This window comes from Hymenobacter sp. BT730 (assembly GCF_030542105.1).
Taxonomy (GTDB): Bacteria; Bacteroidota; Bacteroidia; order Cytophagales; family Hymenobacteraceae; genus Hymenobacter.
Genome location: NZ_JAUOFB010000013.1, coordinates 1 through 26,415 on the forward strand (window position 1 = coordinate 1; position 26,415 = coordinate 26,415).

The following is a 26,415-nucleotide window of genomic DNA, read 5'->3' on the forward strand; positions in this document are numbered from 1 at the left end:
TGTACTTTCTGGCAAGAGTAGGCAAAAGATTAATAGCTTCCCTTCTCAGAAATTTCCCTTTACATAAGATTAGGTATGGGACCCGCCTCGGAAAAATGGTAGGTTTTACCTCCTCTAACCTTACCCTGGAATGGTGGTACTTTCGCCTTACCCACAGAGTACATCTGATGCTTGGTTTTCCGCGCTATCCCATGACCTGTTCTGATTCCTGTTCTGCAGAAGGTGCCTTTGTCTTCGGCGAAACGGGCTTTCGCCTCATCCAGCCCTATGGAAAGGGGCATTATGAGTGGGCTGCTCTGCAGAGTGCGTTTGGCTTTAAGCTCGACTGCCTCACTACTGACGAAATCTGCCTGGACCTGTTCTTTAGCAATGGATCGTACTTGAGGTTGACGGAATCCCTTCTCGGATGGCCCGCTTTTTTGCAGCAGCTCAGCAACCATTTTCCGAGCATCCCCTTGGGGTGGGAGTGGGACGTGATGCAGCCGCCCTTTGCCACCAACATGACCCTGCTCTTTGACCACGTCGGGCGAACCCTCCAACAAGCCGAAGACGCTTGGTATAAAGCCTAGCATCGTCCTCATTCCTTTACAAAACAATGCTTTAACCAAGGCATTGGCGGGCCTTAGCGCCCTTGTCCCATCTTACAAACGGTGGTTTCAGCAAAGCGACAAGCGCGAGATAGGAGGCCTAATAACTCTGCCATTATAAAATCATGACTTATAAGCCATTAGAGATTATGATAACATAGTGTTACTGATATTACTGTGTAACATTTAGTTTGGATGCACTTATAAAAAGTGGTTTTTCGACTTATCGTAAACCCTGCATCTTCAGAAATAACCCCCCTGGGTTACGATCAGCCTTTACTTTATCTGTTTTGAGCTTATACATGAATTTGAATAGCTCATCTACTAGCCTTGGCTGGCTTAAAATCTGCTGCACTAATTCGACTTGCGCAATACCTAACGTTTCCAAATGCTGCCGGGCTATCTGCGTCCGCGTATCATCCGGCCCATCGCCAAAGAGAATAGGTAATTGCTGTGGCTGTTGGCGCTGCACATAAAAGCGAACCCCAGTGAAAGACCTCCCCTTCTTCTGTAGCTTATAGTCAATCTGCAGGTCAGTGTGCTCATTGATCTGCCGAACCGCTATATCCAACACCCGGGCTTTGAGTTGACTGATGTTCTGGAACTGCTCGGGTTCTTTTCCGGTCGGATCCTTGAGCTTAAGCATGAGCTTAAAATCTTCCAAGTCATAGGCTTTCGTCTCTCCAATGTCCTTCCACTGTGAAGCCAGCTGGTAAATGCGCTTAGCATATTTGCTAGTCAGCTTAAGAGCAGAATGCAATTGATAGGAGGTGAAGTTATCTTTCAGCTCATAGAGGTAGGGGCGGATATGACGCGAAAGCTCAATCTCTAGATAGCCCTTCCCTTTGATGTATTCTACCTTCTGAAACATCCAGATCTGCTTATACACCTGGGCATTTTCCACCTCAAACATCCGTGAACCCATATCGGCGGTGGCTTCACGCAACTGCTGGTAATTCCACTTACGGCCAGTCATGTCCTCGATATCTTTGACGTAGATGCAGTATTGGGTATCCGGCCCATCATCTTTCCGCAGCTTGGAAAGTACATAGAATAAGATATCTAACTGACATGCCGAGTAATCGTACCGCGCAGTGGTTATCGCATTGTGCTGGCGAATAGCTAAGGCCGATAAGGATGTACTATCTTGCTGCATAGGGGGAATATTTCGCTAAATGTAGGAAAGAGACAGTACAAAAACCACTAGTCTTTTTATACGTGGTTTTACACTTATAATATGTGGTAGATAGACTTATAAAACGTGGTTTTTCGCTTATAAAACGTGCGTCCTAACTGATAAAAAGTGGTATAAAACTTATAAAACGTGGTTTAATACTCTTATATACCATTGATATTTAGTGAGTTATATCCCCTGCAAATAGATAAATGCTTAAAGATTTCACAAATTTGATGTTACCCTCTGACTTAAGCTCTTAGAGATGTTGTGCCGCTTATAAAACGTGGTTTTATCAGAACAGCAACAAAAAGCATCAAATGGGTGGGAAAGACCCATACGAGCTCGGCGATTGCACTATGTTAAGTATTTGTATTACCAAACTAATATAAAACCACATTTTATAAGTCGCTTTCTAAAAACCACGTTTTATAAGTTTCAATACCCCCTGCCAGTTCAAGCCCTGGTCACATTCCTACCTCAAATAACAAGATGGCGTCACCGCGCTTAGTAAACCACAATAGTTAGGTGCCGATCCCTAGCATCTCTACCTAACTATTGGTATTCCATAAATTGTAGGATTAATAAACTGGTGTCACATTAACATGTTACGTGGGTAATACCTGGAACATTAATAACAAAATGAACATAAGTAACACTAGTAACATTAATAACACTTGAAACATTTATAACACGCCCGTGCATCAGTAACATATATAACCTGAATTTCTATTTGTAGTATTGCCGCATGAGCAAGATTATCGCTTTCACAAACCAAAAAGGTGGGGTGGGCAAGACCACCTCTGCCGCTAACGTGGGTGCTGGATTAGCCCGGGAAGGGTATAAAGTACTCCTAGTCGATTTGGACCCTCAGATCAATCTAACCCGTGGACTGGGCCTAACGGATGCTGAGTTCAACGTGTATGGCGCCCTGCTGCAGGAGTATAAAGTCAAGGCGTATCCTCTTCAGGAGAACCTTGCTCTGATTGCCGGCTCTCCTGCACTGTCCAGCTTTGAGAAAGTGAAAGGGGATGAGCTTGACAGGGAATTTCTGCTGAAGGAGCTTCTGGAACCACTACAAGAGCGCTGCGACTACATCCTTCTGGACTGCCCTCCAGCGCTGGGACTGATCACCCTCAACGCTTATGCCTGCGCTGATGCTCTGTATATTCCGCTGGAAGCGCAGCTCTACGCGACGGATGGGCTGGAAAAGGTACTGGAGATGGTTTCCCGGGTTAAGAAGCGCCTAAACCCAGGTTTAACGGTGGGAGGTATCTTCTTTACCCGCTTCGATGCGCGCAAAGTGTTGCGGCGTGAAACGGCCGAGACTATCCGGGAGAAGTATCCGGATATGGTACTCACTAGTACGGTACGGGAAACTATTGCCCTGGGCGAGGCACCCCACTTGGGCCAGGATATCTTCAGCTACGCCCCTAGCAGCGCTGGGGCTGCCGACTACCACTCGCTCATTCAGGAAATTTTGACGCGTTAAACACGGCTCTTTATGGCAAAATCATTTAAACAGTTGCCGGCTAAACCGGAAGCCGCCAAACGGATATCGGAGAAGGACATCCTAGATTTTCTAGAACAAGACCGTAGCCCAGTAGATTTGCAAACGGTAAAGGAGAAAGCTGCGCAAGCAAGGGAAAGGATCAAAGTCTTAAACGCCAGGGCCCTGGCTAGTAGAGAAGCCAATGATATTACTAGTGTTACTGATGTTGCTACTGTTACTAATGTTCCTGAAGAGGATATTGATGTTCGACAGACCTTCATCATTGGCCAGCAGTACCTAGAGCAGCTAAAAGACTACGTGCATACCAAGCGCACGAAAGGGCAGTACGAGTACACCCAAAAGCAGGCTTTACATGAAGCCCTAGACATGCTCTTTAAAGGAGCGAAAATAGAACCACGCCCGGCCCATATCCGGCAGCAGGAGGAAAGCCGAAAGCAGAAAATCCGGCGCGGAATTCCTAAGTAGAAGGAAGTCCATAGTAAAGGTTAGCTTGTTTAATGTGCCTTAACTAGCCGAAGCTTTTTGGGCTTGAAGCATGAATAAATATTCCTGATAAAACTTCTTCCGGTTGGTACCTATCACCTCGGTAGCATACGTTACTAGCCTACACTCTAGAAGCACCGGCAGAAAGCCGTTGTTCAACAGGCAACATTAGGGCTAGGAATAGAGGCAACCAAACCATACTTCAAGTAATACTTGAGGTTCTCAGCAACTCTGTATTCCTCACAAGCACTTATGGAACTTCCGTAAGTGCTTGCTGAAGTACTTCTCGGAGTGTTACAAGAACTTTGTATCAGCGGCACGACGCGCCACTTACTCGGCAAAATACCATTTTCCGGGAAATTGATTCCTATGCTCCTCAAAGGGGGTACTGCGCGGCCTTTTTTGCAGGAATTTTCGCTGGAAACAGTGGCGTTTCACGCGCGAAATGGGGGCTCTTCTCCACGAAGGAAATCGCGACAGGCAATAGGAGGGGTGTTGATACGGAAGCGCCTGCTCGCCATGGGATGGCATGACGCGTCCGCATAGCGTGTAAAACCGCGTTTGCAGCTCATGGGCTGTGACAGGGGGGGGCGCTGCTTTCCAGCAGACGACACGGAAGCCTGCTGTTCTCCCCTGTACCAGGTGCCGTTTTTCACGGTATTTGGCGTACGCGCACCGGCTGTTTTCTGGTCCGCGGCATCCTGCGAACACGCTCCCTTCCCGATGCCCGGAAAAGGCGGGACAGCGCATCCGAAAACAGCGCCTATTAACGGCGAGAGACCCGTAGAATTATCCTGTTTCGGCCTGAATTTTCGCGGTAGGCACCTGATTTCTCTGTCCAGTTAGGCCAACAGGGGAGACGACGAGCTCGCTTTTCCGTATTTCCAAGGGTTTCCAGTAGATACAAGGTTTCAAACCCTTGTATCTACTGGAAACCCTTGGAAATACGGGCGCAGTACGTGCTGATAGCGCGCACGATAACCCTGGCTTCTCTACCTAGGGCAGCTGGTGAAGCGAAAAGAGCGGCAAAATGCAATTTTTACGGCTAGCCGTTAATGGGCACGCAAATAGGCGGCTATTGATGGGGCATTTTTCAAGGTATTTCAAGCGAAAAAAGGCAGTACCGGCACCAGGAAAGAGGACTCCCTATCTGCCCGGCAACGAGGCGCAGCAAAATAGCGGATGACCATAGGAGCGGGCATGCTGGGCCACGCGGGTTGCAGCGTGGGCGCGGGCAGGCAAAAAGGGCGTTTGCAGCGAATGGGCCGTGCCGAAGCGGCTGTTTCTAGTGTCTCCCGGTGAAGCACGCATATGGGTCGTGTCAAGTACCGGCAGTAGGGGGGCTTTTGGCATGTAATCCCTATACGGTACGGCCTTTTTTTACGGGCCCAGAGGGGGCTCGTGCACTGCCGCCCTCTGCCGCAGCGGCAGACCCCGAAAAACGGGTCGGAATCGAGGTGTTTTTTGCCAGGTACGCCCTTGGAATCGGACTATTGGGCGCGTTCTTTCCTTCTTTTGCGGGCGGCGGCTCGGATCAAGCCGTATTTCCCCGTACTTCCCAGGGTTTCCCAGTACTTACAAGGACTTCCAGTACTTCCAAGGGGTTGAAGTACTTCCCAGGGTTTCCAGTACTTCCAAGGGTTTCCGGTACTTACAAGGACTTCAACTCCTTGTAAGTACCGGAAACCCTTGGAAGTACTGGCCTGCAGCCAGGCGGAGCGAGCCCTCGCCTACCGGCCACGGATGCCGCCCCACTGGGAAGTCGCAGCACCTGGACGAGTTGAGCCTTACGCGTACCTCGGAGGAGGCTTGCCGCGGCAGGTTTTAGCGCACTAGCAGCAGCTTCTCCAAGCGGGTAGTATACTGCGGGCTGCGCCACTGGACTTGCCCTTCCTAGGGCGCCCGCGCCTGGCCGGGTAGGCGGGTGGTGGCTGCCAGCTGCACGGTGCCTTTCCCCAAGCGACGGTTGAGTGCGTCGAGCTCCAGCAGCAGGCGCTGGCGCTGCGCCGACACGACCGGGGCTCGAACAGGGTCAGCTGCTGCTGGCCCTGTTCGAGCCCATCGAGCACAATGCCGGCCTTGGGGTAGTGCTGCCCCGGCTGCCACAGGCGTTTTAAGCCCGTTCTAGCATCGCGTACGAGCTTCACCGTGTCTTGAGTGGCCACCGGTCACCGGTAGGGTCAGCACGGTGGTGCTCGTGTAGGGGGGCAATTCCAGGCCAAACCGGCTCTTGCTCCAAAACACGGCAGCAGGTGTGCCTGCACACTAAAGGCATGACCCGCGCGCCGGCCATCAAGTACAGGATGGACAACGAACCCATCTCGGAACAGGGCGCCACGGCCGAAATAGAGGGCTGCCTTGTTTCGCCGGGGCAGGATGCCGCTGGCCGTGCTGGAGGGGAAGATGGATGCCTGGGCCGCCCAGCAGAAAAAGGCGCTTGAACTCGCTACCTTGCCTAGCCAATCACTCCGACGCTCTGCTTTTTTGACAACGGCTATGCACAAGTATTTTCCCGGGCTCCTTGCCGCGGCGCTTTTGGTTTCCGCCACGGCTTCGGCCCAGCAGCCTACCCTCACCGACCAGGACTACGCCCGGGCCGAACGGTTCATGGGCTACAACACCGCCCCGCTGGTCGATGGCCTGGCCGATCAGCCGCACTGGCAGGCCAACGACCGGTTCTGGTACCGGGTGATGACGGCCCAGGGCAGCCAGTTTGTGCTGGTAGACCCGGCCCGCAAAACCCGAAAGCCGGCCTTCGACCACGCCCAGCTCGCCGCCGCGCTTTCTACGGCCAGCGGCAAAACCTACGAGGCGAGCCGGCTGCCGTTCCGCACGCTCACGTTTTCGCCCGATGAGAAGACCATTTCCTTCGCGGCGGGCGGCAAAAGCTGGAAATACGACGTCGCCCGCGGCCAGGTGAGCCCCAACACCGAGCCCGCGGCCAAGCCCAACCCCAACGCCGCAATCGAAATAGAGTCGCCCAACGGCCAGCTGGCCGCCTACATTCAGGACTACAACCTGTGGGTACGCGACACCAAAACCAATCAGAAAACCCAGCTCACCACCGACGGCGCCAAGGACTACGGCTACGCCACCGATAACGCCGGCTGGACCCACAGCGACAAGCCCGTGCTGCGCTGGTCGCCCGATTCGCGCAAGATGGCCACCTTCCGGCAAGACCAGCGCAACGTGAGCGACATGTACCTGGTCACCACCAACGTGGGCAAGCCCACCCTGAAAGCCTGGAAGTACCCGCTGCCCGGCGACAAGGACATTGCGATGATAGAGCGGGTGATTGTGGAAGTGAACACCCCGAAAGTGGTGCGCTTCCAGATGCCGCCCGACCCGCACCGCGGCTCGCTCTCCGACGATATTGCCAGTAGCGGCACCTTCGACGACGTGGACTGGAGCCCCGACGGCAGCCAGCTGGCCTTCGTATCGACATCCCGCGACCACAAGCAGGCCAAGATGCGCATAGCTGATGCCGCCACTGGCGCCGTGCGCGACGTATTTGAAGAAACCGTGCCCACGCAGTACGAGTCGGGCCAAGGGGCCATCAACTGGCGCTACCTGCCCAAAACCAAGGAAGCCATCTGGTATTCGGAGCGCGACAATTGGGGCCACCTGTACCTCTATGATACCTCCACCGGCAAGGTGAAGCACCAGATTACCAAGGGCAACTTTGTGGTGACGCAGCTGCTGAAAGTAGACGAGAAGAAGCGCGAGCTCTACTTCCTGGCCGACGGCCGCGAGCCCGGCAACCCCTACTTCACCCGCCTCTACCGCATTGGGCTGGACGGCAAGCACCTGACGCTGCTCACGCCCGAAGCCGGCAACCACCAGGTGACACTCGCGCCCTCGGGCCGCTATTTTATCGATAGCTACTCGCAGCCCGACCGCCCCGGCGCCACCCTGCTGCGTGCCGCCGATGGCAAGCTGGTGACGCCGTTGGAAAAGACCGACATTTCGCGCCTCACCGCCACGGGCTGGAAGGCACCCACGCCCATTATGGTGAAAGCCCAGGATGGCCAGATTGACCTTTACGGGCTGATGTTTACGCCCACGAACCTGGACCCGGCGAAGAAGTATCCCATTATCAACTACATCTACCCCGGGCCCCAGGGCGGCGGCGTGGGCAGCTGGTCGTTCTCGGCCGCGCGCGGCGACAACCAGGCCTTGGCTGAGCTGGGCTTTGTGGTGGTGGTGATTGAGGGCAGCTGCAACCCGCTGCGCTCCAAGAGCTACCACGACCTATGCTACGGCAACATGGCCGAAAACACGCTGTCGGACCAAGTGACCGGCATGCGCCAGCTGGCCCAGAAGTACCCCTACATCGACCTGAGCCGGGCCGGCATCTGGGGCCACTCGGGCGGCGGCTATGCCACGGCAGCGGCCATGTTCCGCTACCCTGATTTCTTCAAAGTGGGCATCTCGGAGTCGGGCAACCATGAAAACCGCAACTACGAAGACGATTGGGCGGAGCGCTACGTGGGCCTGCTCACCACCAACCCCGACGGCACCACCAACTACGACAACCAGTCGAACCTCACGTTCGCCAAAAACTTGAAAGGCAAGCTGCTGCTGGCCCACGGCCTGATGGACGACAACGTGCCGCCCGCCAACACCCTGCTGCTGGTCGAGGCGCTCACCAAAGCCAACAAGAGCTACGACCTGGTGGTGTTTCCGAACGCCCAGCATGGCTACGGCAGCTACTCGCCTTACATGACACGCCGCCGCTGGGACTACTTCGTGCAGCACCTGGCCGGTGCCCAGCCCCCGCAGGACTACGAAATGAAGCCCAAGCCCGACCCGCGCAACGCCGTGCTGTAAGAGAATTGACAGGCAGTAGGTTGGTTTCAGGCTACCCGGAAAGCCCGTCCTTGCGCCAAATAAAGGCAGGAATCAGCGCATCGTTGCGTCACCCATGCAGGCGCCCGTAATAGTATCCGCAAATCGGCCACTTATCAGACCTATCTAGTGCCTGATAAGTGGCCGGCTTATCCGTACGTGTCCATGGCTGGTAATAGGATAGAAGTGGTCGTGAGCACGACGTCAAAAAAGTTGGCCTTGGTTAAAAGTTTGGTACAGAAGGTAAGCAGGGAGACGCTTCCACAGGAGCACCCACTCGCTTCACTTCCGCATTCAGCCGGTAAGCGGGTGGTTTGTTTACGGAAACCTCTCTATCCCTGTACCCCTTGGCTGCGTACGCAGCAGCTGGCGAATCAGGCAGAAGACACGCCCAGTTGGTACAGCTAACGTGTTCAGCAATCAACGTATAAATAACCTTGCCTGCGCGATCGGAACATGGTCCTGTGCCCACGCCAATCGTTCCCTAAATGCGCTCCTTACGGGAAGCGTTGGCACGCACTCACCTGCCAGTGTACCGACCTGGAGCTAGCAGGAATGGCCTCGTCCGATGGCCAGCAGCGGGGTGGGCAAGCGCGAGACCTCCGTAGGGAGAAAAAACAATTGAACTTTTTCTCCCTGTAAGTCAGGTGGATACCCGTCTACATCCAGAGCTTCCCTAAGGATTCCTCGCTTTCCCCGACTAATCGGCAAACACCGAGCATCTTGAAAGAGCAGTTCCTTCTCCTCATCGAAAGCCACCCGGGCCTGATCCAAAAGGTCTGCAGCATGTACTGCCATTCCAAGGAAGACCGGGAAGACCTCTTTCAGGACATCGTGCTGCAGCTCTGGCGTTCCTACCCCAATTTCCGGGGCGGCTCCAAAGTCACCACCTGGCTGTACCGGGTCGCACTCAACACCGCGATCACCCGGCTGCGGAAGGAAACCAAGGCCGAGCGGTTCGCCGAACTGGGGCCTGAGGCCTTCCAGGTTCCGGCCGCGGAGGGTGGCCCCAGCGAGGAAATGGCGGCCATGTACCGGGCGATCCGGCGGCTCTCCCAAGTGGACCAGGCCCTGACTCTGCTCTACCTGGAGGACTGCAGCTACCGGGAGATGGCCGAGGTGCTGGGCATCTCGGAGGCGAATGTGGGATATAAACTCAACCGGATCAAGGCCCAACTACGAACACTCATCAGCATAGCCTAGCATGGAACTGGACGAATTCAAAAAAAACTGGGGCGCCGCCCGCCGGGAAGGGCCCGAACAGGGGGGACCTACCCGGGAGGCAGTAGCGAGGATCATCGAGCGCAACACCAGCTCTTTGGGGGAGCTGCGGGAGAAGAGTGCCTTCTGGAACCGAATCGGCGGGTGGAATGCCGCCCTGCTGGTGCTGCTGACGGTCGGTTACCTGGGGTGGCAGTACCACCGGGGCTTGGCAGGGGCCGCGCTGGCCGCAAAGATTCCCCTGGTTGCCGTGCTGGTAGGTTTCGCGCTGTTCTCCGGGTGGACCTACCGTCGACAGGAGGAGATTTTCTCGCAGAATACCGACGCCAGCTCGCGGGAAGCGCTCCGCCGGACCCTGGCGGCGTTTAAACACTACTACCGGTTCACCAACGCTGTATTCCTGGTGATCTCCCCGGTGGCCTTCTACGCGGTGTTCGAGGTGCCTGGCATTGGCCTGTCATTTTCCGCCAGCAGCCTGGCTGCCGTGGCCCTGACGGGTTTCTCTTTCCTGCTCCGGTACGGGTACTACCGGGCGGTTTTTTTCCGGCGGATCAGGGCCATGGAAGCCAACCTGAGCGACCTGGAAGATACCCCCGGCTTCTAAGCCTCTTATCGGCGTCCTTCTTACCCACTAACCCTTTCTAAACCCTTACCCTTTCCACATGAAACAGATTCTATTCACCCTGGCCTTGGTCGTTAGCTGCCTTGTGGCCCCTGCCCAGAACTTTGAGGGCAAAATCGTGTACCGCAACACCTACACGAGCAACACCCCTGGTCTCTCCGACGGGCAGCTCAACACTATGATGGGCAATGTGCAGACCTGGTACCTAAAAGGAGGGGATTATTTGTCCGAGATCAACGGAACGCAGCTGATCTGGCAGTTGTACCGTCACAGTGACAACAAGCTGTACAGTAAGGTCGTCGGTTCTGAAAAGTTACTCTGGCAGGCGGGCGCCTCGAACCCCGACAGCGTACTGAGCACAACGCTTCGCAAAGGCGCCATCGAGATCCTGGGGTACAAATGCGACGAGTTGACCCTGGTTTGCAGAAGCGGGGTGCAGAAATACTACTTCAGCCCGCGACTACCCGTGCAGCAGGATCTGTATAAAGGGCACCGGTACGCTAACTGGTATGCCTACCTCTCGCAAGCCGGGGCAGTCCCGCTGAAGATCGTGATCGAGACCCCTCAGTTTAGCCTGGAGAGCGTGGCGACCGGTGTCCACCCGCTCCAGCTCAGCGATACGCGCTTCGCGCTCCCCGCCGATGCGCAGATCAGGAAGAGCCCTTACTGAGTCCTGCCAGGTTCTGCTTGCCAACGGGCGGATTCACACCCTAACGTTTAACTCCTCGTTTCTGCTGGATTGCTTGGATTTGGCCTTTTTAAGCCGGTTTCTGGGTTGCCCTTTCTGATAGGGAGGCTTAGCGTGTAAATCCACCTGTTTGCAGAAAAACTCGATATATACCTGGTTTTCTTCCGGAGGAAAGTCAATGCCCAAGCGCTGTTCGATCACTTCCAGGACCAGATCCTGTTAGAGCTGCCGCGTGGGGCGGTCTGACGGTTGGGACATGGCCGGTACTCGGACGCGCCGCTGCTGAGGACAAGCAGTAGCAGGAGGGTAGGATAGCAGAGGCGCATCGGATAGGACGAGAAAAAAAGGAATAGAAGGCGAAATGTTCTATCCCCGAATCCTGTAGTGAACCAGGCTTAAACTACGACATTTCCCAGCCGCGTCTGCGATCTACCATTACGTTAAGGGACACAACCCAGATGGAGGCGGGAGTATTTGCACTTCTCCACTGCCCCCATAATCCTGTTTTGTGCAGAGCGTGGGAAAACCACCGTTAGCCCAGACGCGTCAGGCCGCCTTTGAGCAATTGATTCCGCTCGTAATGGCTCAAAACCAATTCGCCACCAGTATTCCGTTGTAACGGGAACCCCTTGGGGACGGCTTTTTTTATTAGCCTGGCTACGGAATTATCCAGCAATATTGGGGATAATCAAAGTGAACCCGGCTATTTCCACCCCACCTATGCGCCCTTTTCTTCTCCTACTCTGTTTGCTATTCCCCGGGCTGCTCGCTGTGGGTCAACCCGTGCCCTACGGCCATAACCCGGCCGCGGGCCACTATCAACTAGTGCGGGGAGTCAAGCTCTACTATGAGGTGTATGGCAAAGGCCAGCCCCTGCTGCTGATTCACGGCAATGGTGGGAGTATCGAGAAGTTCAAGGCCAACATCCCCTACTTTGCCCAGCGCTACCAGGTGATTGCGGTGGACAGCCGGGCGCACGGCAAGTCGGTGGACCCGGGCGACTCGCTGAGCTTTGAGATGATGGCCGATGACTTTGCCGGCCTGCTCACCGCGTTGCACCTGGACTCGGTGAATGTGCTGGGCTGGAGTGATGGCGGTATTAACGCCCTGGTGCTCGCACTCCGGCACCCCAAGAAAGTACGGCGCCTGGCGTCCACGGGGGCCAACTTGTCGCCCGACTCCGCGGCCCTCGTGCCGGCGGTATGGAAAGAACTACAGTTAGCCTACCAAGCGGATAAAGGCAAGATCTTCACTGACCCGGTGCAGCGTAATGAGTGGAAGATACTCAAGCTGGATGTGCTGCAGCCCCACATTCCGCTACCGGCGCTGCGGCGGATTGCGGCGCCGGCTTTCATCATCGCCGGCGACCGGGACGGAATCACGCACGCCCATACGGTGGCTATCTACCGCCACTTGCGCCGCTCCTGGCTGTGGATAGTGCCCAACAGCGGCCACGCCACGCTCCGGGAGCATGCCGACGAGTTCAATCGAAAGGTGGACGAGTTCTTTCAGGCTAGCGTAATACCGGCCCTGGCGCATTGACGACGGGAGTGCTTCGCGCCGGGTGTGTTTTGACCTCAACGGCAGAAAACCTGCCGATAAGTTCAGTAAAAGGGTCATATAAGTCGAATTATGTTTATCCGTAGGGCATCTTGTTCCCTCACCTAAGAAGCCCCGTTCCCCGTCTTTCGAAGATGGATGGCCCGGCCGCACTATCCCATGGGGCTACGATCGGAGAAAGCCCCTACCTTTCCCCCATGTCTACTCCCACCTCGATTGAAGCTGCCTTGCAGAGTTTAGCTGACCGCCACTTTAATGGTAATGGCGTCTACACCGAAGTCCGGCTGGCCGATGGCAGCACAGCCGTCTTTGTGCGCTCCTGCAGCGGGCATCCCTGGCGCCATCGTCCAGCCCGTCCGTAGGCCCCGCGGATCCCTACCTCGCTAGCGGCAGGAAGATTCGGCTGAGTCTGCGCCTGTTGAGTGAGATAGGGCAGCTATGCCTCGTTACGAAAGTGCCACAGTAGCCCCTCTTCTATCTGATTCGCTGGCCTCTGTTATCGTTAGCACCCTATCCATGAAAGTCACCGACCGGCAGGGAAGAGTTTTTCTCACCATCGAATACGATGCTGCCCATCACTGGCTCTGCAACAAGTGGCAAGGGTATCAAACCTATGAGACCACTGTGCAGGGGTCGAATGCGTGCCTGGCCTGGCTGGCCAAACACCATTCCCCCTATTTGGTCAATGATATGCGCCAGGTGGTGGGACTGTGGGACCAGGCGGAGCAGTGGCTGCTGACGCAGTGGATTCCCCGCGCCGTCCAGCTAGGCCTCACCCACATTGCGCAGGTGATCAGTCCCGAGACGCTGGCCTCTGCCTCCGCGGAACTCATTCAGCAGGGGAGTGGGGAGCTAGTCACGATGCGCCTGTTTCTGAGTAGGAAGGAGGCGGAAGCCTGGCTGCAGCAGGCCCAATTGGGATCGGCTGCCCCCCGGTTGTAGCCTTCTTCCTGCCCCATATGCTTTACGCATTTATCCCTACCTGCTGCTACACCTGCACCCCGGCCGCCGGACAGCCCTGGAAACCGAATGGCTGGGATTCGTGAGCAGCGCTGACTTTCGCCGCTATGTCACCGAGGCGCTTGACCTAGCTAGGGAACACAGCGTCACGGCCTGGATTGCGAATGACCGCCTGCTAGGGGCCATCCGTCCAGTGGATCTGCAGTGGGTCGGAGAGTACGTGCTGCCCACGATGGTGGCCTTAGGGATTACCCGCTTTGCGCGCCTGGAAGCGGACCAGGCGGTGAACCGGCTGCTCATCGGCCACCTGTACCAGGAGGCAAGCCCCGAACTCCCCTTGGAGATCCGGGCTTTTGTCAGTCTACCGGAAGCCCGACAATGGGCCGGCGATGAGCTACCGGACTAGACCAGGAGGCGCAGCACCTGCTGGAGCACCTGGTACGCCTGGAGCCAAGTGGGCAGGGCCTGCACCGGCAGCGGCTGGGCGAGCGAGCAGGGCAGGGGCAGCGTGCGTAACAGGCGTTGTGCCTCTGCTATGCTGGCTCGGACCTCAGCGGCGGCGGGCATGCTTTCTCCCTGCAGGCTCGTGGCCGGCCACTGGGTGAGTGGCACGAGCTGCAGGCAGTAGTCGAGTTGATCGGCGATGCGCAGGAGCCGTGCGCAACTATAGGGGGCGCGCGGCGGCAGGGCCAGCAATTGGTTGCGGATAGCCCGCAGCAGAATGGTAATATCTTGCGGGAGATGGATGGGAGGCATGTTTAAGGGCGTACAGCGGGGGCGATCCGTTTCCTCCTGGGACCGCCTGCTCCGGGGGTGCGGGCTTGCCGGTTCAACTGCGGAGGGGAGGCGACCCATACCTGCCGCAGGATCGCCAGACCCTCCCCCAGCAGGTCGCGTTGCGCTTCCCAGCCCAGGTGCTGGTAGGGTGAGGGCGCCAGCAGCGCCAGCACCTCCTCGGCGCGGTCGGGCACCTGAGGCTCCTGGGCCAGGTGCTCGAAGAGAAAGGCCCGCGCGGCCTCCAGCGGACCCTGGCGGCTGCCATCGAGCGGGTCCGGGGCGTGCTCTAAGGCATGACCCAGCGCCGCTAACTGGATCAGGAGGGAAGGAGTATCCATTAACCGAAATAAGAGGGTGAGGTGTTTGGCCAGCGCATCATCAGGGGAATTCCCCCTTTACGTCATGGAGGCCCCGATGGATGGGGCCGGGAGGTCCTAGCGGGGATGGAGGGAGTCGCGCGCCTGGTCGCAGCAGAGTCGAACCGTCCAGGGAAATAGGCGGTCGCGCGTAGCATCATAGCGGGTGAGGGAAAACGAAAGATGGATCAGGCTTTCCTGCAATACCGCTTCGGCCAGTAGGGGGCGGTGTACGATGCCGAGAATGACGCGATACAAGGCCACCCCATAGTGGTCATAAAACGCCGCCAGGGCGGCGGGCTCTCGGGCAGTCATCCGCTGCACGAGGGTAGATTCTTCAACAGGCGACATGATGAGCAGTAGGTGACAAGCTGCAGAGAGGAAGACAAAGGTGCCGGCGGGACCCGGATAGCGACGCTCGCTATCCGCTGGGTTGTCCTGGCTTCAGCAAACGGCTTGGGAAAGGAGAGGAAAAGAGAGCAAACCCGTAGTCTCCTGCCAGGGGCTCATCCGTGGGAGGGATACGCAATAGTTACGCCCAGGGTGGGCGTCGGCCGCGCCTTTTCGATCAAACCCACTCTTTCCCCTGTGAAAACCCCCTTACCCTCGGTCAACCACTGGTATTCCTGTCTTTACCTGACGTGCCCCCGCGGGTCGTACTAGTGACCCGAGCTGACTCTCGGGCTTTTGCCTGCGTAAGGTGTTGGGAGTGAGGGGATCTAGTTTAGCCGGACAGAAGAAGGACGTATCTTCCTTCTGTGATGACCGCAAAAAAGAGCGGGCCGTCGCCCGATAAACGGCGCCAATACAACGAGGCCTTCAAGGCCGAAGCCTGCGCCTGGCGGCGGAAAACCGCCGCACGCAAGCCGCTGCGCAGCAGCTGGGCATCAGCGCCAAGCTGCTCTACCGCTGGCAGCAGAGCGTCGGGAAAGGGGTAGGCGGAAGCCATGCGGGACGGGAAGAAACCAGCGGGAGGGGATGGCCCGCCGGTGAAGAGGCAACTTAAAGCCGACCGTAACCGGCCGTAAGGCAATGGGTACAAAAAGGGACGCGAAAGCGACGGGCCAGCCACGGGTCATTGGAAGGCACGAGCGACAACCCGCAGTTTGTGGCCCGTTGGGGCAGTTTTTCGTTTTTGGGCATGCCTCGTTCAGCCGTTTCGGGGGGCCGGCTGTTATAGGGCTGTACTTTCTTTTTCACGCGTTTTCATTCTCCCGTTTATGGAGTTGCATTTTGTCCGCCGCGGCACCGGCCGCCCCCTGTTACTGGTTCACGGCATCGGCGGCAGCTGGCGGTCCTGGAACACCATTATCGAGGCCCTGGCCGCCGAGCGCGACGTCATTGCCGTCGATTTGCCCGGCCACGGCGAAACGCCCCAGCTGGCCGGCGAAAACTCTATCGCCACCTTGGCCGACGCGGTGACGGGCTTTCTCACCCAGCACGACCTGCTCGGGATTGATGCCGTGGGCAGCTCGATGGGCGCGCGGCTGGTGCTGGAGCTGGCGCGGCGCGGCGGCGTGCTGGGCGCGGTGGTGTCCCTGGACCCGGGCGGATTCTGGCAGGGCTGGCAGATTCCCTTTTTCTACCACTCGGTGGACGTGTCGGTAAAGCTGGTGAAGGCCCTGCAGCCGGTGATGCCCGCCCTGGCCGGCTCGGCGGTGGGCCGCACCGTGCTGCTGCCGCAGTTTTCGGCCCGGCCCTGGGCCGTGGACGCGCAGCAGGCCATCGACGAGATGTACACCTTCGCCCACTCGCCCGCTTTCGACGAATTGCTCGACCAGCTGGCGCACGGCCAAGTGCAGCAACCCGCGCCCAAGGGCAGCATCCCCGGGCCCTTGGTCATTGGCTGGGGCCGGCAGGACCGGGTGTGCCTGCCGAGCCAGTCGAAACTGGCGCTGGCGAAATTCCCTGATGCGCGCCTGTATTGGTTTGAGCACTGCGGTCACTTCCCGCAGTGGGACCAGCCCGCCGAAGCTACGCGCCTGATTTTGGCCGTTACCAGCCGCCAGCCCTTCACCGACGAATCCATTGCCTTGTCAAAATCAGAAGAGGCGGCCCCGGCTTTGCCTAAGGCGGCCGTCGTAGCAGCCGCGCTGGCGCTGCTGGCCGGCGGTATTTGGCTGCTCTCGTCGCGGCGAAAACGGGGGCGATAGCAGGGGCGCACGAGAGTAGGAACAGAAAACCCCGCTAAGAAATCGGATACTGCTCATTACCTGGGTGCCGACGTCTTCCAGGGTGAGGACCATCGTGAGGACGCTGGTGCGGCCGGCGAAATTGACGGAGGAAAAATCAAACGGCAGCTTAGGTACTTTTTTCAAGGCTAGCACCTCGCGGAACCATTCGCGGTGGACGATTTCATCCTGGCGGATGTCGACGAGCAGGTCTTTTTTCAGCTCGGTCGCCCCGGCGTAAAAAACGGGCTGTCACTTTGATGTAAAAGGCCGCCTCCAACTGCTCCAGGGCATAGGCGTAGTTGAGCACGGCCAGAGCGTGCTTGCCCACGTTCACGCGGTTGGTCTCTTCATCTTTGTTGGCGGGGGCACCCGGCCGAGGCCAGGGCTGCCCCCGCCACGCCAAGGCCCGTAAACGTTAAGAAGCCGCGGCGGAGCAGGGACGCCGGTTGGGGCGGGGTTGCACTGGGTCCAAGGAGTGACGGGGTGAGAGGAATCGTGGGGTTGCCTGGTGAAAAGGGAAGCGTCGTTTGCCACTAACAAGTAGCCGGGTAGCCACCGCTTGCCGCCAGCGGTAAAAAGCACGGCGTTGGCCGTTTTCACCCTCTGGAAGAACTCCTCTGCCACTTGGGCCATTGCCTGGTCCCGGCCCGCACTTGCTCCCAGGGCACGGGCTGGGAGCAAGTGCGGGCCATCCACCGTTACCACCTGCCGGACGAGGGCTTCGGACCGGTTAACTTAAACCACCTCACAGTAACCTAGGCGATTAGGGACTCGTTAGCCAAATAACTTTTGTTTTCACGCTTCACCCCAACCCGCTATGGTTTCTTTTACGAAATGGCGACTGCCCACCCTGGGCCTGTCCGCCCTTGCCGTGATGACGCTGGCCATGTGCCAGGGCAATTCCAGCAAGACAACCGAGGGCACCGCGCAGACGGCCGCCGATTCGACGGGGGTTGCCCCTACGGTGGCGAGCCCCACCGGCCATGCCGAAGCGGGCCGGGACGTGTTTCGAAACGAAACCTTCGGCACGGAAGGCTACTGGACCAACGCCGTGCGCATGCCCCAGGGCATGAAAGCGGCCAAGCTCACGGTGCTCGACGCGCTGAAAGCCGGCGTCAGCTTCGACGTGGACGCCATGCCCGCCGATGTGAAAGCCGCCTTCGCCAACGAGTTAAAAACGGACCATTCGCCGGCCAAAGCCCCAAAGCTCAACGACCCGGCCACGATGGAGGCGCTGGTGAAGGCCAACGCCGTCATCGGCATGGTACCCAAGGGGGCCCTGGTAGGCGTGAGCTGCGCCCTGTGCCACGCCGTGACCGACAAGTCGATGTTTGACCTAGGCGGTAAGGGCAGCATCGGAAAGCGGATTGACGGGCCCACGCCCCATCAGCTCAACGTGGGCAAGCTGCTGGCCACCGCCGCCAACTCGCGGGCCCTGTTCACCACGCTGCAGCTGCAACAGCCGGACGGCAGCACCATTGGCCGGGCCCCGAAGGGCCTCACCGCCACCTCCACTGAGGCAGAGGTAGACGCTTACCTGAGCAACCCCAAATTCTACCCCATCGGGACCTTTGACGACTCGCCCGATGGCAACGGCAACCCCGTCCACATCACGCCTTTCTTCCGCCAGGATTTGGCCGCGCCCTTTGGCAGTTCGGGGCAAAACGACAAGCTGGACGATTTCAACAACACGGTCTATACGGCCCTGTTCGACCAAAGCAACCTGCTCTCGCCCGGCGGCAAGCAGTTTATTCATGTATTGGGGGGGGCCAGCGGCGACGCCATGCTGGCCGACTACGCGAAGGTACTGGCCGCGACCGGGGTCACGGGCTTTCCCTACGTGACCGCCTCCACGGAAGGCAAGCCCGGCGAGGCGCCCACGCCCACCGGCAAGCGCGTCGACGAGCAGAAGCTGCGCGATTTGAATGCCTACGTGTCGGCCCTGGCGGCCCCGAAAGGGATGGTAACGGATGCCGCGCTTGTGAGCCAGGGCCGGGCGTTGTTTGTCTCGAATAACTGCACGAATTGCCACAACACCGACCAAAGCAAGCCGGTGATGGCCAAACTGATTCCGATGAATCAGATTTACCCGGACTACAAGCCCAAGGTCTTGGCCCAGCGCCAAGCGCCGCTGAGCCCCATTCAGAATGCGCCCGGCACGTTCGACGACAAGATGATTGTGGTGGATGCCAGCCCCGGCGGCGGCATTCGCGGCAACGCCCTGCCGCTGCTGCTCGACCTGGCCCGCAAGCCCGTGTTCCTGCACGATAATTCCGTGCCCAGCCTGGAGGCGCTCCTCAATCCCAACCGCGGCAAAGGCGCTCCCCACCCGTTTTACGCGGTCAGCGCCCAGGAGCGGACGGCGCTGGTCGCGTACCTGAAAAGTTTGGACACGGGGCCTGCCAAAGGCGTGGCCATGCGTCGGTAGCGCAACCGCGAGTTACCCACCAGCAACGGAGCCGGACTTCCTCGTAGGGGGTCCGGCTTTTTTTATACCTCGTTCGGCAAGTCAGGAATGATACCACCAGAAGTGGTCGGGCAATTCACTTTTGGCCTGTTTTAAAAGGCTGGTTCAAAAGTCGCATTTGCCAGTGGACTACGCTGGCTTGCGCACCGAAAATCCGTCGGCTGGGCCTGGACCGAAACGGTCGCCCACCACCGCACCAAAGGCAAGGCACGCGGGCGGGCGGGGGTTAGCGTTTCAGCACGGCGGTCATGGCCAAGCGCACCAGGGCGTTGGCTTCTTGTTGGGCCCGGGACACAGGCTGGTCGGTGAGCAGCACGTGAATCTGCCCGGGGAAGCAGTGGTACCACACGCGCACGCCGGCCTTGACCAGCCGGGCCGCATAAGCAGCTCCCTGGTCGCGCAAGGGGTCAAACTCGGCCGTCACCAACACGGCCGGGGGCAGCCCCGCGACATCCTTGGCCAGAATGGGGGCCACGGCGGGGTTGGTATAGTCTTTGGGGGCGGCGTACGTCTCCCCCGCAAAGAGGACGCCGGCGGTCGTCAGAAAATAGCCCGTGGCGTTTTCCTGCATGGAGGGATACCGGGCCGCGTGGCGGGGGTGGTCGGTGGCGGGGCAAATCATCACCTGCAGCTTGATGCGGTGGGCGAGGCCCGCTTGCTTGGCTCGTTGGGCCACAACGGCCACCAGGGTGGCGCCGGCACTTTCGCCTTTCAACACGAGGCGACTGGTGTCGCCGCCGTAGGCCGTGCCGTGCTCGCTAATCCACTGGAAAGCGCGGTAGCAATCATTCCCGGCGGCGGGAAACCGGTGCTCCGGTGCCACCCGGTAATCCACGGCGAAAACAATCGCCTGGAAAGTCTGTGCCTCCTGCCAGTAGGCCTGCTCCATCCAGGGCACCAGGGGCTGAATAAACCCGCCGCCGTGGTACTGGATGATGATGGGCAGCCCTTGGGCATGGGTGGGATGGAACACCAGCACCCGAATGCTGTCGGGGGTGATGGTGAGGCGCGTGACATCAGCCGCCGGGTAGGGAAGGGCCGGGGGGCCGGCCTGCTTGTATTGGGTGAAATTGGTGGTCTGCCGCAGTTGTTGCAGTGAGCGGTTGTCGGGGGGCATGTTTTTCAAAAAGCGCGTGACGGCCGGGTCTACGTGGCCCGTGTGGCAGGTTTGCGCCCAGGCTGCTGGGGCCTGAAGGGAAAGAACGGCGAGGAGCAAGGCGAGGCATTCAGCTGCTTTTTGCATGGCAGTGGGGGCAGAAAAAGAGGGAAGTAGCGGCAGGGCTTCCCCTTAAGAGGCAACCCTTCGGGCGGTGCTCGGAGGCTTTCCAGAAAGTCCTGGAAACGGGCGCGGCCCTCCTGGAAGGTAACAAGACGGGCGCTAAATCGCACGCGGAATTCTGTCTCATTCTGCCTTGAAGGTCTGGCGGGACACGGGCGCATCGGCGCAGCGGGTCGGCTTGTCTTCGAACAGAGCCCGGTAGGTAGCACGCCGCCCCGAGGGCCATCACTCGCTTGTTTACCGGGCCCAGGGGAAAGCTTGTTTCGCGCCGGTAAGAGTCGACCGAAACGGGTGGGGTATGGGTTAGTCTAAGTAGCGTGTCACATTTCTTAAACGCTCCTTGAATAGGTGTGACAGCAGAGCAGATAGGTTCCGATAAAGTTTACGAAGCGGAACCTATCCCGAAAGCGCCCGATAAGGTCCGATAACATTCACTTATCACAACTTAAAAATTAGTGAATCAGTTATTAACTGGTCACAAAACCTTCTTTTGCAAAGCAAACTATTTGTGGAAATCAGTACAGTCAATCGACTCCGGTTTCCATAAGGTGTCGTAGGACTTGTGCACTGGCAGAAGCGCAGAAATGCCGGAAACTATCATCCTTATGGTCATCTGCAAAATCACTAGCCGCTTTAATAGAAATAGCCCTTGGCCGTGGCATCGTTGCTTCAGCAGCAGCACTGTACAATCCATATGACTCCATTTCTATTCCAATCAACTTTCGGTGTTGAGCTTGGATATGATCCGTCATCTTTTGAGTTGATATAACAGCTGAACCTGAGGCAACTGGCCCTATATGCATTTTTAAAATGGTCTCGGGTTTGGGACCATCGCTTAGCTCACGAATGGCTGCCATAGCCATGCTGTTGCGTTTTAATCTTAAAGCGGCCCCGTGAAGGTTCGACTCAAGTGAAAGGTGGTGAGGGCCGGGCACAAACAATGCGTTACCATCAAGTTGTGTCCATTTTCCCATTCCCCAATCCCAACATTCTTCGGCGACAATGACATCTCCCAAATTAGCTTGACCTCGTACGGCACCAGTAATACCGGTCATAGCGAGAATTTCGGGACGAAATGCTTCAATCAACTTAATTGAAGTTATTGATGCAGCGCTCATTCCCATTCTTGGGCAAAGTGCCGCAACAACTTCTCTACTGATGCCTTTTTGCGAAAAGTGTCCTTTAATATAGACAGTGGAATCGCCATCTATATAATAAGGCTCAAAAAACCAAGGTAACTTTTGAATGGCATCAAATTCAACCTCTAATGCACACACAATACCCAAATAAATATTATAAGATTTTTTTGTACTGTTCTCGGCATTTTTAGTGGCTATTATTTGGCGTAACTGCATAATAAGCGGCATTTCCCACGAATCAGACTTATGGTCATAATGAACTAAAATGACTCCGTGGGCCTGAAATTCGGCAGATAGTTCACCAGCAAGATTTTCATAACCGGTTAATCCGATAATTCGCCTAGGCATGTGATATTCTTCACTTTCAAGTAAATCTTCAAGTAAGTGTCTGCCGCCGTCTGGATTCGCTCTTTGTCCCAGCTGTTCGGGCACCAAGAGATCTAGTACTAATAAATCAAATTGTTTATCTCTAAGCCGAATACGAGCAGATAATGTATCAGCAACATTTACAATTGATGAACTGTCAACGAGCCCAGTGCGAATTAATGTGCTTGCTATTGCAGTAAGTTTATCGTTATTATCCTCCAGAATCAATACTGTAAGCATTTGTTAAATTTTAAATTTTTGGTTAATTAGCTTTAAAAGCTCATCCTGCCATCCATCTTCAAGTGAATTATACCATACACAGCCTACATACTGTTCTGGGTAATCCCTTTTGAATTCCAAATCTAACTCGCTAAGAGTTACGGCATTATTGTCATCACCGAATCTGTCAAAGGCTGTAAAAATTATCACAGGAACATTTATGTCGAAATGAAACAAATGTTCCAGTATATCTTTCCCAGCATAAGAACTGTGTTGAAAGCCCTGTTCCTTAGCCGAATATGTAAAAACTGGCAAACTCATGTCCAAGACCATTAAGTCGGGCACAAAATGACGCAGGCTAGTCAATCCTTCTTGTACAGATTTGGCCAGTATAAGTTCAGGAAATTCTAGTGTAGACTCCAAGAAGTTTTTAAGCCTTTCCCACTTATGCTCGTCATCTTCAATTAGAAGTATTTTCATTTTGATTTAGGAAATTTGGCAAGCTAAAACTCACATTAAAAGTCTTATCATCTCCCACTTTAATACTTAGTTTGGGATCGAAAAACATTCCCTCATTAATTGTTTGAAAAACAGTATATAAGCCAGTCCCGGCCCCATTACCTAACTTTTCCTGATATGTATCGTCATTAATGCGGTTCATCATCATTTGCATTTTTTGCTTAAGAAAAAGAGTGTCAATTTCTTCTCCCAACAAATTAATTAATTCGAATCGTGGCACCCCATTGACTTCTGAATATCCAATATGAATGCTTGGATCTTCACCTAAACCAGCATGGATTATTACGTTATGGAAAAACACAACAAATATATCAGTAATTATATTTATTGCTAATCCAGGAATTATGATGTTATTAGATTTCGAATTGAATATAGCATTGAATCTAGGGTTAAAATGCTGCACCATTTCAATGGATATTTGAACGACGTCATTAAGTGGTAAAGGTTCGTTGGATATCTCGTAAGCTGTATTAAACCAAGCAATTACCCTGTCAAATGCACGAGGTACCGACCCCCTGACATCTCTGATAGAGTTAATCAGTGCAGCAGGAGCACAATTAATTGCTTGTAGTTCCCCCTCTAATCTATCAATCAGAGCTAATGCTCTTTGTTTAGCCTCATCAGCTAGGCGTTCACGTATTGCTGTTAAACCTGGCTCAATACTATTGGCACAGAGGAAGAAAATGGTTTGAGCGAAATCATCAAATGCGGTGACTCTGGATGCCAACCACCCTTCGACAGTGGCTATTTGGTTATCATCTAGACCCACGTGGATCAAACCTTTTTCCGAGTTCCCATGACGGATTCTCACCCATTCCTCATTTATCTCAACAATTAATGAATCGTATTGAAGAGCGAATTTGCTTAATACAGTATTAAGCAAATTCGCTTTTTCCATCTCTACTATTTTCAGTTCACCCAGCCAATAGTCATTAAATCTGTAATTGCCTTGAACATCACGAGACGTAACGAGTCGATTAGCAACTAAAGGGCTCCTTAACTCACTTTCCAGAACATTATGCCTAATTCTCGTTCTTAAAAAACCATCTAATCCATAAGTTTTATCTTTTGTGAATATATTAGTAAGGTCTCTAATGATGAGTTTGAACAGTTCACTAACTTCATCAATGGGAAGTGGCGAAGGCAGTTGAGGTGTTGCTGATTTAGAAGGCCCACTTTGAATATTTGCTACGGTCTCGCTTTTCAAGCCAGCTTCATTATATGCTAAATATCTATCGTAGCTTTCTTTGGTAGATTTCTCAGCTTCTTTTATTAATCCGGCGAAATTAAGCTCTATCTTACTCTGTTCGACCTCTATTCGTCTTGCTGCTAGTACAATACGCCTAGTCAAATTGATTATTTCATCTTGATAATCCTTTTGATTCGTTGGATCCAACTTTTTAAGCCACTCAAGCACAAGAATACGTTCCTCTAATAGTTCTTCAGTGCTAGTATAGCCCCCTGTCATGTAGATTATATCGGGCAAGCATGTATACCTTAAAAAATATATAAGTTTTTGAATTACAAATGTTGACTCAAACTTTCTAAGTTCAGATGGCCTCAAAGCTTCATTACCTTGAATGACCCCTGATACTGCTGGACGTAATAGTCTTTCATATGCACCATCTATATGCCTTGAGTAGATTTCATACAAAATTGCTAATGATATGTCAGATCGCATTTCCCGCCGCAAAGATTTATCAACCTTGTCAGCTAGCTCTTTAATAGGTAAAAAGTGATGAATCTTCGGGTTATTAATATATTCATCACTTACGAAGTTGACGCATTTCAAAATTTCATTTTTCTCAATAAGCGTAAATGAAATTAACCTGATAGCTTCAACTTCGTAAGAATTTACACCGCAGGTTTTAAGAGACTCAGCTAATTCAATAGCTTCACTAAACATACCAGAGGCTAAGCATTCAATTGCTTTTGATTTAGCAAGCTCTAAGGCATGGTAATCTTTTCCATTATATATCAACTTCTCATCTGATAACCTAAACTCTGTTCCATTCGGCTTATTAATTTTAAGGTAAACACTATTTATTTTATTAGCGACTTTTTCAGGTAAAAACCTCAATAGAAATGGATGGTACCCGATCATCGGTGAAAAAGCATACATCAACCTTGATTCTCGGTTATGAACTTCGCTATTCATTCTAGCCGTGTTACCATCATGATAACCTATTGGAATAGCTGACAATTGGCGCTCGGAAACCGCTTTAAGAGCACTTATTACCTCAAACCCCGGAAAAGCAATCGCGATTCTATCAATCTCTGCAGCATTATTATCAATTTCGCTGTCACCCGAAAACACACTAGATAAAGCGCTTATTAGTTGAGACGATATAGCAAATTTATTACTGCTTTGTTGATTAGTGATTGCAGCTATGGCATAATCGCCGATTTGAATTGGATTCTTACGCAATGCACCTAAGCATGCACTTGGAGTCTCATTGAACATTAAGCTATTGTAACCATGTAGATCGTGTTCTTCAAGCGGAATTGAGTCCTTTTCATTAAGAATAAAAATAAGCTTTTCGACTCGGGTATCTTTGATAACCGTTTGCAACTCTTGTAGAACAGATAATACTATTGCAGACTCCTTGGTCAAGCTTGATTGAGATGCAACTGTTCTTGCAACATGTAATAATGCTTCGTATAAATCAATTGCGGACTCAGCTAAAGAATGTCTTAGAACATGAATTGCGTCATCAAGTGCGCCATATCTTCCCCCAATTACATGGTATTTAAGAGCTTGTTTCCAACTTTTAGGAAAGGGGAATTGCTCGATTTCTTCCTCTAGTTGAAAGGTGAATCTGGAAGGTGTTACAGATGGCTCATTGCGAACACTTATTTGATGTACAATATATCCGTTTATGTTCCAGTTACCAAAATCATTTTTAATTTCGGTTGCAAATTTTTTCTGAGATTCGATTCCTTCTGAAACTTGAGATACAGCTAAATTGTGTTTAATCCACCAAAATGACACACCCAAGTTTGATCTAAGGATATTTAAATTTTCTTTAGCATCAATAAACTCACCTTGTAACACATATTGTTGAATAGCCTCACGAAGGCAGATAAATTGTTGTAGCTTCTTTGAATGTGATACGATAATGAGTTTAGCCCATTCCATTTCACGTCGCAAAGAGGTAGGCTCATATGTTCTGTATGCACCAAGTATCTGAGTATCCTCTGGGAAAGGAGGATGCAAAGCAATTAATAGATTAGGTTGGCGTCTTATCCACTCTAAAGATTCGGCAAAAAGAGGTAGTGGAAGCCATGTCCTTGCTTCAATCAGAAATGCCATTTTATCCCTAACGCCCCGGATTCCATCTCGAAACTTTATTCTGATTTGAGCGTCGGTCATCACACTTTTATTCTTATTATTCATATTTTCGCTTATATAATTTTAAAACTAATACCTTGGTTTGGATTTTTAACTAAACGAGGGACAGGC

25 protein-coding genes are annotated in these 26,415 nt (G+C 54.2%); 14 read left to right on the forward strand and 11 right to left on the reverse strand.

Going from position 1 to position 26,415, the window contains the following annotated elements; translation table 11 throughout:
• A partial coding sequence (locus Q4G72_RS17685) for a hypothetical protein (protein WP_303312764.1) occupies positions 1–569 on the forward strand: 569 nt, incomplete at its 5' end.
• A 241-nt stretch (positions 570–810) separates the two neighbouring features.
• Here Q4G72_RS17685 and Q4G72_RS17690 read toward each other — a convergent pair.
• Complete coding sequence (locus tag Q4G72_RS17690; RefSeq protein WP_303312765.1) at positions 811–1,743, reverse strand: replication initiation protein; 933 nt, start codon at positions 1,741–1,743, stop codon at positions 811–813.
• A gap of 766 nt (positions 1,744–2,509) precedes the next feature.
• Here Q4G72_RS17690 and Q4G72_RS17695 point away from each other — a divergent pair.
• Together Q4G72_RS17695 and Q4G72_RS17700 are read left to right on the forward strand one after the other, a co-directional pair.
• Complete coding sequence (locus Q4G72_RS17695) at positions 2,510–3,253, forward strand: ParA family protein (protein ID WP_303312766.1); 744 nt, start codon at positions 2,510–2,512, stop codon at positions 3,251–3,253.
• Between the two features lie 12 nt (positions 3,254–3,265).
• Positions 3,266–3,739, forward strand: a complete 474-nt coding sequence (locus tag Q4G72_RS17700) for a hypothetical protein (protein WP_303312767.1) — start codon at positions 3,266–3,268, stop codon at positions 3,737–3,739.
• Positions 3,740–5,589: 1,850 nt separating this feature from the next.
• Here Q4G72_RS17700 and Q4G72_RS17935 read toward each other — a convergent pair.
• Positions 5,590–5,922: a DinB/UmuC family translesion DNA polymerase gene (locus Q4G72_RS17935; RefSeq protein WP_368409018.1), complete on the reverse strand. Its 333-nt coding sequence runs from the start codon at positions 5,920–5,922 to the stop codon at positions 5,590–5,592.
• 87 nt (positions 5,923–6,009) lie between these two features.
• Between Q4G72_RS17935 and Q4G72_RS17710 the strand changes: the two genes are divergently transcribed.
• The 9 genes from Q4G72_RS17710 (at position 6,010) to Q4G72_RS17750 (ending at position 14,062) form a co-directional block, all read left to right on the forward strand.
• Complete coding sequence (locus tag Q4G72_RS17710; RefSeq protein WP_303312769.1) at positions 6,010–6,198, forward strand: hypothetical protein; 189 nt, start codon at positions 6,010–6,012, stop codon at positions 6,196–6,198.
• A 55-nt stretch (positions 6,199–6,253) separates the two neighbouring features.
• The gene (locus Q4G72_RS17715) at positions 6,254–8,587 is read left to right on the forward strand and encodes a S9 family peptidase (protein ID WP_303312770.1); all 2,334 of its coding nucleotides are present in this window, start codon (positions 6,254–6,256) and stop codon (positions 8,585–8,587) included.
• Between the two features lie 741 nt (positions 8,588–9,328).
• Positions 9,329–9,808: an RNA polymerase sigma factor gene (locus tag Q4G72_RS17720; protein WP_303312771.1), complete on the forward strand. Its 480-nt coding sequence runs from the start codon at positions 9,329–9,331 to the stop codon at positions 9,806–9,808.
• Between the two features lies 1 nt (position 9,809).
• Positions 9,810–10,430 (forward strand): hypothetical protein, encoded by a 621-nt coding sequence (locus Q4G72_RS17725; RefSeq protein WP_303312772.1) that lies wholly within the window; start codon positions 9,810–9,812, stop codon positions 10,428–10,430.
• A gap of 58 nt (positions 10,431–10,488) precedes the next feature.
• Positions 10,489–11,118 (forward strand): hypothetical protein, encoded by a 630-nt coding sequence (locus Q4G72_RS17730; protein ID WP_303312773.1) that lies wholly within the window; start codon positions 10,489–10,491, stop codon positions 11,116–11,118.
• 738 nt (positions 11,119–11,856) lie between these two features.
• Positions 11,857–12,678 carry an alpha/beta fold hydrolase gene (locus Q4G72_RS17735; protein ID WP_303312774.1) on the forward strand — a complete coding sequence of 274 codons (822 nt, stop codon included), beginning with the start codon at positions 11,857–11,859 and terminating at the stop codon, positions 12,676–12,678.
• Between the two features lie 215 nt (positions 12,679–12,893).
• Positions 12,894–13,058, forward strand: coding sequence for a hypothetical protein (locus Q4G72_RS17740; protein ID WP_303312775.1), 165 nt, complete (start codon positions 12,894–12,896; stop codon positions 13,056–13,058).
• Positions 13,059–13,134: 76 nt separating this feature from the next.
• Entirely contained in the window at positions 13,135–13,638 is a 504-nt protein-coding gene (locus Q4G72_RS17745) for a polysaccharide deacetylase family protein (protein WP_303312776.1), read from the forward strand.
• A gap of 250 nt (positions 13,639–13,888) precedes the next feature.
• Positions 13,889–14,062, forward strand: coding sequence for a hypothetical protein (locus Q4G72_RS17750; RefSeq protein WP_303312777.1), 174 nt, complete (start codon positions 13,889–13,891; stop codon positions 14,060–14,062).
• Here the strand turns inward: Q4G72_RS17750 and Q4G72_RS17755 are convergent.
• The 4 genes from Q4G72_RS17755 to Q4G72_RS17770 all read right to left on the reverse strand — a co-directional run bounded on the left by Q4G72_RS17755 (position 14,059) and on the right by Q4G72_RS17770 (position 15,738).
• On the reverse strand, positions 14,059–14,268 hold the full coding sequence (locus Q4G72_RS17755) for a hypothetical protein (RefSeq protein ID WP_303312778.1): 210 nt from the start codon (positions 14,266–14,268) through the stop codon (positions 14,059–14,061). The genes Q4G72_RS17750 and Q4G72_RS17755 overlap by 4 nt on opposite strands.
• Positions 14,269–14,414: 146 nt before the next feature.
• A complete protein-coding gene (locus tag Q4G72_RS17760; protein ID WP_303312779.1) occupies positions 14,415–14,771 on the reverse strand; it encodes a hypothetical protein in 357 nt (118 codons plus the stop codon).
• A 96-nt stretch (positions 14,772–14,867) separates the two neighbouring features.
• The gene (locus Q4G72_RS17765; protein WP_303312780.1) at positions 14,868–15,140 is read right to left on the reverse strand and encodes an RNA polymerase sigma factor; all 273 of its coding nucleotides are present in this window, start codon (positions 15,138–15,140) and stop codon (positions 14,868–14,870) included.
• Positions 15,141–15,513: 373 nt separating this feature from the next.
• The gene (locus tag Q4G72_RS17770) at positions 15,514–15,738 is read right to left on the reverse strand and encodes a hypothetical protein (RefSeq protein ID WP_303312781.1); all 225 of its coding nucleotides are present in this window, start codon (positions 15,736–15,738) and stop codon (positions 15,514–15,516) included.
• Positions 15,739–16,009: 271 nt separating this feature from the next.
• On the opposite strand from Q4G72_RS17770, the gene Q4G72_RS17775 reads away from it, so the two are divergent.
• Complete coding sequence (locus Q4G72_RS17775; RefSeq protein WP_303312782.1) at positions 16,010–16,942, forward strand: alpha/beta fold hydrolase; 933 nt, start codon at positions 16,010–16,012, stop codon at positions 16,940–16,942.
• On the opposite strand, the gene Q4G72_RS17940 is transcribed toward Q4G72_RS17775, so the two are convergent.
• The gene (locus Q4G72_RS17940; RefSeq protein ID WP_368409021.1) at positions 16,832–17,182 is read right to left on the reverse strand and encodes a ferritin-like domain-containing protein; all 351 of its coding nucleotides are present in this window, start codon (positions 17,180–17,182) and stop codon (positions 16,832–16,834) included. The two genes, Q4G72_RS17775 and Q4G72_RS17940, sit on opposite strands and share 111 nt — an antisense overlap.
• Before the next feature lie 598 nt (positions 17,183–17,780).
• Here Q4G72_RS17940 and Q4G72_RS17780 point away from each other — a divergent pair.
• Positions 17,781–19,391, forward strand: a complete 1,611-nt coding sequence (locus Q4G72_RS17780) for a hypothetical protein (RefSeq protein WP_303312783.1) — start codon at positions 17,781–17,783, stop codon at positions 19,389–19,391.
• A gap of 265 nt (positions 19,392–19,656) precedes the next feature.
• On the opposite strand, the gene Q4G72_RS17785 is transcribed toward Q4G72_RS17780, so the two are convergent.
• The 4 genes from Q4G72_RS17785 to Q4G72_RS17800 form a co-directional block, all read right to left on the reverse strand.
• Positions 19,657–20,673 (reverse strand): alpha/beta hydrolase, encoded by a 1,017-nt coding sequence (locus Q4G72_RS17785; RefSeq protein WP_303312784.1) that lies wholly within the window; start codon positions 20,671–20,673, stop codon positions 19,657–19,659.
• Between the two features lie 560 nt (positions 20,674–21,233).
• Complete coding sequence (locus Q4G72_RS17790; RefSeq protein WP_303312785.1) at positions 21,234–22,454, reverse strand: 5'-methylthioadenosine/S-adenosylhomocysteine nucleosidase family protein; 1,221 nt, start codon at positions 22,452–22,454, stop codon at positions 21,234–21,236.
• 3 nt (positions 22,455–22,457) lie between these two features.
• Positions 22,458–22,913, reverse strand: a complete 456-nt coding sequence (locus Q4G72_RS17795; protein ID WP_303312786.1) for a response regulator — start codon at positions 22,911–22,913, stop codon at positions 22,458–22,460.
• Entirely contained in the window at positions 22,894–26,349 is a 3,456-nt protein-coding gene (locus Q4G72_RS17800; protein ID WP_303312787.1) for a hypothetical protein, read from the reverse strand. The genes Q4G72_RS17795 and Q4G72_RS17800 overlap by 20 nt, the downstream gene beginning before the upstream one ends.
• Positions 26,350–26,415: the final 66 nt, after the last annotated feature.